The 7,709-nt window shown below is 43.4% G+C and carries 6 protein-coding genes, 1 other RNA gene and 1 pseudogene; 5 read left to right on the forward strand and 3 right to left on the reverse strand.

Annotated features, from left to right (window positions below; all coding sequences use genetic code 11):
• Positions 1–426 precede the first annotated feature (426 nt).
• Positions 427–1,173 carry a 3-oxoacyl-[acyl-carrier-protein] reductase gene (gene fabG / locus V7K48_RS09775; RefSeq protein ID WP_335071867.1) on the forward strand — a complete coding sequence of 249 codons (747 nt, stop codon included), beginning with the start codon at positions 427–429 and terminating at the stop codon, positions 1,171–1,173.
• A 314-nt stretch (positions 1,174–1,487) separates the two neighbouring features.
• On the opposite strand, the pseudogene V7K48_RS34965 reads toward fabG, so the two are convergent.
• Both V7K48_RS34965 and V7K48_RS09780 read right to left on the reverse strand, forming a co-directional pair.
• Positions 1,488–1,622: pseudogene (locus V7K48_RS34965) on the reverse strand (ISAzo13 family transposase); the annotation flags it as partial.
• Positions 1,623–1,705: 83 nt separating this feature from the next.
• Positions 1,706–2,788 carry an MraY family glycosyltransferase gene (locus tag V7K48_RS09780; protein WP_335071869.1) on the reverse strand — a complete coding sequence of 361 codons (1,083 nt, stop codon included), beginning with the start codon at positions 2,786–2,788 and terminating at the stop codon, positions 1,706–1,708.
• 157 nt (positions 2,789–2,945) lie between these two features.
• Here V7K48_RS09780 and groL point away from each other — a divergent pair, with 157 nt between their 5' ends.
• The 4 genes from groL (at position 2,946) to rnpB (ending at position 7,180) form a co-directional block, all read left to right on the forward strand.
• Positions 2,946–4,622: a chaperonin GroEL gene (gene groL / locus V7K48_RS09785; RefSeq protein ID WP_335071871.1), complete on the forward strand. Its 1,677-nt coding sequence runs from the start codon at positions 2,946–2,948 to the stop codon at positions 4,620–4,622.
• A gap of 178 nt (positions 4,623–4,800) precedes the next feature.
• Positions 4,801–5,943, forward strand: a complete 1,143-nt coding sequence (gene corA, locus V7K48_RS09790; RefSeq protein ID WP_335071873.1) for a magnesium/cobalt transporter CorA — start codon at positions 4,801–4,803, stop codon at positions 5,941–5,943.
• 63 nt (positions 5,944–6,006) lie between these two features.
• Positions 6,007–6,705 carry a hypothetical protein gene (locus V7K48_RS09795; protein WP_335071875.1) on the forward strand — a complete coding sequence of 233 codons (699 nt, stop codon included), beginning with the start codon at positions 6,007–6,009 and terminating at the stop codon, positions 6,703–6,705.
• Between the two features lie 44 nt (positions 6,706–6,749).
• Positions 6,750–7,180: RNase P RNA component class A (gene rnpB / locus V7K48_RS09800), an RNA gene on the forward strand.
• A gap of 80 nt (positions 7,181–7,260) precedes the next feature.
• On the opposite strand, the gene V7K48_RS09805 is transcribed toward rnpB, so the two are convergent.
• Positions 7,261–7,461 (reverse strand): hypothetical protein, encoded by a 201-nt coding sequence (locus tag V7K48_RS09805; protein ID WP_335071877.1) that lies wholly within the window; start codon positions 7,459–7,461, stop codon positions 7,261–7,263.
• Positions 7,462–7,709: the final 248 nt, after the last annotated feature.

Raw genomic sequence — 7,709 nt, forward strand, 5'->3', positions numbered from 1 at the left:
GAATAAGAGTCTCAAAGTCCCCCTTAAAAAGGGGGATTTAGGGGGATCTCCAAGGGTTAGGTGTATACAAAAAAACTTTTCAGACATCCTCTAAGCGAACGCGAACAGCGTCTCTAAGAGTTGCCATGCCGTTGGTGCAGCTATAATTAAATCAAAAATATATTGCTTTAAGTTATTCATCCATTAACAGAGAAATAACTATAAATATTTAATTATAATAAAACGTTAATTTGTATTAATCAAGTTATATCTAGCTAAAAACGACATAGAACTTTATCTATTTATTATCTATTAACTATCTCAACTGCATCATGCTAGCAAGATTGTCATCCAGCAAGAGTTAGATTTTATCCAGACAATATTCAGATGTTCTCTAAATCAACATAAGATAATTAGCGCGGTATTTCTAAGATTGAGGAACATTAAATGACACTATTACAAGATAAAGTTGCAATTGTCACAGGTGCATCACGAGGAATTGGGCGAGCGATCGCAATTGAATTGGCTACACAGGGAGCGATCGCAGTTGTCAATTATGCCAGTTCTAGTGTAGCTGCTGAGGCAGTTGTTACAGAAATTACAAATGCAGGAGGTCAGGCGATCGCTATCCAAGCAGACGTTTCTAAAAGTGATCAAGTAGACGCATTAATTAACGCCGTTATCGAAAAGTTCAATCGCGTGGATATCTTAGTCAACAACGCAGGTATTACTCGCGACACACTTTTATTGCGTTTGAAGCCAGAAGATTGGCAAGCTGTGATAGACCTTAATCTTACTGGTGTTTTTTTATGTACACGTACTATCAGTAAAATCATGCTCAAACAGCGATCGGGGCGAATTATCAACATTACCTCCGTTGCTGGGCAAATTGGCAACCCAGGTCAATCAAATTACAGCGCTGCCAAAGCAGGTGTAATCGGCTTCACCAAAAGCGTTGCCAAAGAACTAGCTACTCGCGGCATCACCGTTAACGCCGTCGCCCCTGGATTCATCACCACCGACATGACCAGTAATCTCAATAACCCCGAAGATATTCTCAAATACATCCCACTCGGTCGCTTTGGTCAGCCCGAAGAAGTCGCTGGGATGGTGCGCTTTCTCGCCGCCGATCCCGCCGCTGCCTACGTCACTGGACAAGTTTTTAATGTCGATGGTGGCATGGTAATGGCCTAAATAGTGCTGAGTTAGGAGTTAGTAATTTTGGTAGCGTGCGTTACGCCATAGCCTAACGCACCAATTTTATCTGGCGATCGCTGATTTAGAGACTTCCAAAGAATAAATTATTCCAGGATGATAATCATTATGAATAGAAGAAAAAGGGATTGCTAACGGCAACCTCTTTTTCTCCCGCTTAACTATGCATGAAAAGTCTATACACCTGTTGTCTCCCTGAAAATGAAACAGTGTAAATTTAGTATGCATTATAGCTTAATAAATGCTGTTCTTAAAATAAAATCACTATGTTTTGCTACACAGATATCAATAAACTAATTAGCTAAATTTAGAAAAACTTCATGGATAGAATTGGTTAATCGCTCAATCTGTTTTTAAATTTGAGCCATAGCTTTTTTTGTAAGCTTTACCCCAGTTTTATCGGTTTCGTGTACTAGCTTAACTCTTGCGTCACAGCCCCTCGTAGACATCGCTTCCATACAGAGAATAAATCATAGTAGGGCTAGCATTGCAATGCCCACCCTACAAGCAACTAAGGCTGTTGGCGTATCCTTTGCCAGACAGTAAAGCCCAAAAGAATGATAATGCTACTGGCGGTAGTCAGCATCACAGCCAAAGTCATACCTTGTATTCTCATCGCCAGCAAATTGAAAACTAAGGTAATTGACCAAAGCGTGAACGCAGCATGGCGCTGGGAGAGTCCCCAAGCAAGTAAGCGGTGGTGCAGGTGGTCTTTGCCAGGAGTACTCAGAGGGTTATTTCCTGCTAGTAGCCGCCGCACAAATACTTGAGTGGTGTCTAGCACTGGTAACAACAGAAATAAAACCGTAGGAATTAGCGCATAAACTGTGTTTTGTTGCAGTTTGCCTAAAATACTAGTTGCTGCCAGCACATAGCCAAAAAAGTATGCTCCAGCATCACCCATAATAATTCGTGACGGATGGAAGTTATGGCGCAAAAAGCCTAGTGCAGCGCCTCCCAAGGCTGCGAGTACCAAGATTGCCGCTGCACGATTGTTAAATTGGGCTGCAACGGCTAACAAACTCATGGCGGTAATAAAGCTGATTCCTCCTGCCAAGCCATCCATCCCATCCATCAAGTTGATGGCGTTGGTAATCCCTACTACCCACAGTACCGTCAGCAACATAGACAGGAGCGAGTCGATAGGGGTACCAAACAGGACTTTGACACTAATACCATTAGCTACCAGCAAGAGTGCTGTGACAATTTGCGCCCACAATCGAACAGAGGGCGGTAAACCGAACTGATCATCGATAAAGCCTACAAGGACTAATATCGAACCCCCTAACAGAATAGTGAGCACCTGAGCCAATACGTTTTGGAGTTCGATAGGTCGTAAAAGGCTAGCTAATACCAGGGCGGCAATTACACCCGCGTAGATAGCCAGCCCCCCTGCATTGGGTAAAGGTTCTCGGTTGAGCCGCCGTGCGTTGGGTTGGTCAGCCCAACCTACCCGCAAGGCGAATTTGCGTACTGTCGGAATTAAACGCCAAGTTACAACCCAAGCCAAGAGGAACGTAAATACTACTGCCAACCAGCCGGTGCCGCTAGGGTCGGCAATACCAAGGGACTTAAGGGAGTTGTCTAGATTCATCTCCCAATTCAAGCATTACTGCCAGTATCTAATATGAGCATCACCTGTATATTAATCAATTTTTTTATTTCCATTTGTAACTTGAGCCAGTTGGGAGATTAGCACTCTTGCGCTGTGAGTGCTAAATTGTCTAATGGAAGCGCTGGAGAAATCAAACATGGCGAAAATTATTGCATTTGACGAGGAATCGCGGCGATCTCTAGAAAGGGGTGTTAACGCCCTTGCCGATGCCGTAAAAATCACCTTGGGGCCCAAAGGTCGCAATGTCCTTTTAGAGAAAAAATTTGGCGCACCTCAAATTGTCAACGATGGTATCACTGTTGCCAAGGAAATTGAATTAGAAGATCCTCTGGAAAATACTGGTGCAAGACTCATCCAGGAAGTAGCCTCAAAAACTAAAGATGTCGCTGGAGATGGTACAACCACCGCCACAGTTTTGGCACAAGCCTTGATTCGGGAAGGTTTGAAGAACGTCGCGGCAGGTAGTAACCCAGTTAGTTTGAAGCGCGGCATCGACAAAACTATTGAGGCACTGGTACAAGAAATTGCCAGGGTAGCCAAGCCAGTAGAAGGAAGTGCGATCGCTCAAGTCGCCACTGTCTCTGCTGGTAACGATGAAGAAGTTGGCCAAATGTTAGCCCAAGCAATGGAAAAAGTCACCAAAGATGGTGTAATTACCGTTGAAGAATCTAAATCCCTAACCACCGAACTAGAAGTAGTTGAGGGGATGCAGATTGACAGGGGCTATATTTCTCCCTACTTCGTCACCAACAACGAGCGACAAATCGTGGAATTTGAAAACGCCCGGATCCTGGTTACTGACAAAAAAATCAGCAGCATTCAGGATTTAGTGCCGATATTGGAAAAAGTTGCTCGTTCCGGTCAGCCCTTGCTAATCATCGCTGAAGATGTCGAAGGGGATGCTTTGGCAACTCTGGTGGTGAACAAAGCGCGGGGTGTACTGGCCGTGGCTGCAATCAAAGCACCTGGGTTTGGCGATCGCCGCAAAGCTTTGTTAGAAGATATTGCTATTCTCACCGATGGACAGTTGATTTCTGAAGAAATCGGCTTAAGCTTGGATACCGCTTCTCTAGAAGCGCTGGGAACTGCCCGCAAAATCACCATTGACAAAGAAACCACCACAATTGTAGCTGGCAGTGTTACTAAACCAGAGGTACAAAAGCGGATTGCTCAAATTCGCAGGCAGTTGGAAGAAACTGATTCTGACTACGATCAAGAAAAGCTGCAAGAACGCATTGCCAAGCTCGCTGGCGGTGTGGCAGTGATTAAAGTGGGTGCGGCAACCGAAACCGAACTCAAAGACCGCAAACTGCGAATTGAAGATGCGCTGAATGCTACTAAAGCCGCTGTGGAAGAAGGTATTGTTCCTGGTGGTGGAACGACCCTAATTCAGTTAGTTAAGACGGTAGAAGCGATAAAAAACAGTCTACAAGACGAAGAAGAAAAGATTGGGGCTGATATTGTTGGGCGAGCGCTAGAAGCCCCCTTGCGCCAAATAGCAGAGAACGCTGGTGCTGAAGGTTCTGTGATCGTCGCTAGAGTCCGGGATAGCGACTTCAACATTGGCTACAACGCTGCTACCGGGGAATTTGAAGACTTGATCGCTGCTGGCATTATCGACCCTGCCAAAGTCGTGCGTTCAGCTTTGCAAAACGCTGGTTCCATTGCTGGTTTGGTCTTAACCACTGAAGCGATCGTTGTTGAAAAGCCGGAGAAGAAATCCGCTGCTCCTGCCCCTGATATGGGCGGTATGGGTGGCATGGGCGGCATGGGCGGCATGGGCGGCATGGGCGGTATGGGCGGTATGTTCTAACCTCTGCTCACCCAAATAAATATTTTTTAAGCAGTTTGTCTTAATTAAGGCAAACTGTTTTTTATAGCATTGCTGATTTAGAGGCGATATGTTATCTGTATTGCTGGGAAGTAGCTGAACGTAAATAAACGTTGTTTTTACGACTGACAAATGACTAATAACTATTAGGTAATATCTAATGGCACGAAAACTGCGCCGCCATCCCAAAATAGTAACTAGACGAAATGAAGATGAGTTCTATCACCAACCAGGGACTCTACCTGGAACTATTTTTATTGATGCAGATGCTCCGCCACCAATAATTTTCTTGATTGACTATAACCAAACCAATTTCATCCATGAGCAAATAGCAACCCCAGAGGAGTGTATCCCATATCTAGAGATGGAATCTATTTCTTGGGTAGACGTACAAGGTTTAGGCAGTCAAGACATATTACAACGATTGGGTAAGGTTTTTAAGTTACGTCCTCTAGTTTTAGAAGATATAGTTAATGTACCAGAGCGTCCCAAAACAGAGGATTATGAAGACCAATTGCTATTTATTGCCCGCATGGTAGTAGCAAAGGAAAAAACATGTGGTTTTTACAGCGAGCAAGTGAGTTTGATATTAGGGAAAAATTATTTGCTGACAGTACAAGAAGAACCAGAACATGATTGTTTTGAGGGAGTGCGATCGCGAATTGAAAAAAACAAAGGTATCATCCGCAAACAGGGAGCCGATTATTTAGCCTACGCCGTGTTAGATGCGATTATTGATGGTTTTTTCCCAGTGCTAGAGCTTTATGGTGAGCGAATCGAAGAGTTAGAAGAGGAGGTGATAGTTAGACCTACCCCACAAACACTACAACATATTTATCAAATTAGGCGAGAATTATTGCAATTGCGCCGTGCTATTTGGCCTCAGCGAGATGCAATTAATTCTTTGATTCGAGATGGTAGTGATTTGATTGGTGAGGAAGTGCGAATCTACTTGCGAGACTGTTATGACCATACAGTGCAAGTGATGGACATGGTGGAAACTTACCGAGAACTAGCATCTGGATTAATGGATGTGTACCTTTCAGCAGTGAGTAATAAAATGAATGAAATCATGAAGGTACTAACGATAGTTTCAACAATTTTTATTCCACTGACTTTTATTGCCGGAGTATATGGAATGAATTTCAGTACTGAAAAATCGCCATATAATATGCCTGAATTGAATTGGTATTGGGGCTATCCACTTTGCTTGGCAGCAATGGGAGCGATCGCACTTGGTTTGCTATTCTTTTTTTGGCAACGAGGCTGGCTACAAAATTCTGTAACAACCAAGCGCAATTAACAATTGTAGATGAGCCATGAGTCGAATATACATTCATTGCACCGAGAGTTGAGATTCTGAGTTATGAGGAGTAGCGACCAGAATTTAGTAGTTTTAACAATTTATATTATCGGTGTTTCCTATGTTTTTAATCGCATGGTTGAATCCATCGATGACCAAGTTAAATTTGAGTTTAAGAAAGGAATCGTTGAAGACCAACTGAAAGAACAAAATCTCGACGCTCAAATCGGGATTTCTTTTAAACTCAAACCTTCATACCCAATTGACGATTTGAAAGATTTATCGATTAGCATTGAAAATAAATCTGAAAATATTGCCATATATGTTGATTGGGACAATAGCTCTTTGGTAGTTGAACATAGCAAGCAATCGCGCCGCGTGATTCGGAAATCACCAGATTTAACCCGCGATTTAGCAGTTCCCCAGAGTCCTAGCCTGATTGCCCCCAAGAAAACACTTACTGAAACAGTGACAGCAGAAGATGTTTTCGAGCGGGATCAAGTAGCTGGAACCTATTTAGCTAAAAAACCACTAATTGATATCAACGGGCTACAAAAAGGGCAAAAAAAATTGTATAACGACTTTATTAACAGAAGAAAGGAGTTGGACTTTTCCCTGCAACTGGTGCTCAGAGTATCTGAGGTGCGTTTAGGTCTATCCCCAGGTCGTGATTTTCCTCCTATTAGCATTATCAATTGTCCTTTCACAGTCAGGAAACTACCTTGGACTTACGCTCTACCTTGGAATAAAAAAAAGCAATAACCTGTCAACCCTTTGTATCAACCGGGTACACTGGATCTAAGGAGAGAGTAGGCGCAGGTGGTTGCAGATCAGTCATAGTCACTGGTTTGAGGAAAGTCCGGACTCCCGAAAGACCAAACTTGCTGGATAACGTCCAGTGCGAGCGATCGTGAGGATAGTGCCACAGAAAGATACCGCCAAAACAAGGCAAAAGGTAAAAGGCAAAAGTAAAAAGAAAGAAATCTTTCTTTTGCCTTTTTACTTTTTACTTTTTACTTGTTTTGGTAAGGGTGCAAAGGTGCGGTAAGAGCGCACCAGCAGTATCGAGAGGTGCTGGCTCGGTAAACCCCAGTTGGGAGCAAGGCGATAGGAACTACGGTTGGTCTTTTACCAGTTCCGCTCAACGAGAGCCGCTAGAGGCGTTTGGTAACAAGCGTCCCAGATAGATAACTGCCCTCGCAAGAGAACAGAACCCGGCTTATGTCCTGCTCTCTCCCCTGTAATAGAGTATGAACCTTTCACGGTTTGTACTCTATTATTTTTTGTACGGATTTTGTGCGATGTTTAATTGATCATTTAGAGCATTCCCAGTATCTCTAATGCTGTATCCAGATGCCATTTAACCCGATATAGTCCAAACAACTTCTCTTGACTGTACCGTGCTGGATACTCTAGCTTCATTCCCTCCATCGTCACTTTGAGCAATGCTGACTGTTCTGGTGTAGGTGTTCCCATAGCCTCTAACGTTGCTTCTAGCGCTTGTACTTGAGAGAGCATAGGAGACTTCAATCCTTTATTCTCTGACACTTGCTTACAGGCTACAACAGGGAAGGTCAGGAGTGCGTTAATGTAGGATGCTTTATCAGCAGGGTTCCCTATATGCTTGGATGCCGTACTGTATCAGACATAAATCGCGTAATGCTCTCAAGCTTTTACAGCAGTTTGCGATCAAAAAAACCACAAAAATAACTATCGAATAGGCTCAAAAAATAGACCACAATGATTAAACCAATTTAGAGCGTTTT

Source organism: Nostoc sp., from assembly GCF_036919615.1.
GTDB lineage: Bacteria > Cyanobacteriota > Cyanobacteriia > Cyanobacteriales > Nostocaceae > Nostoc.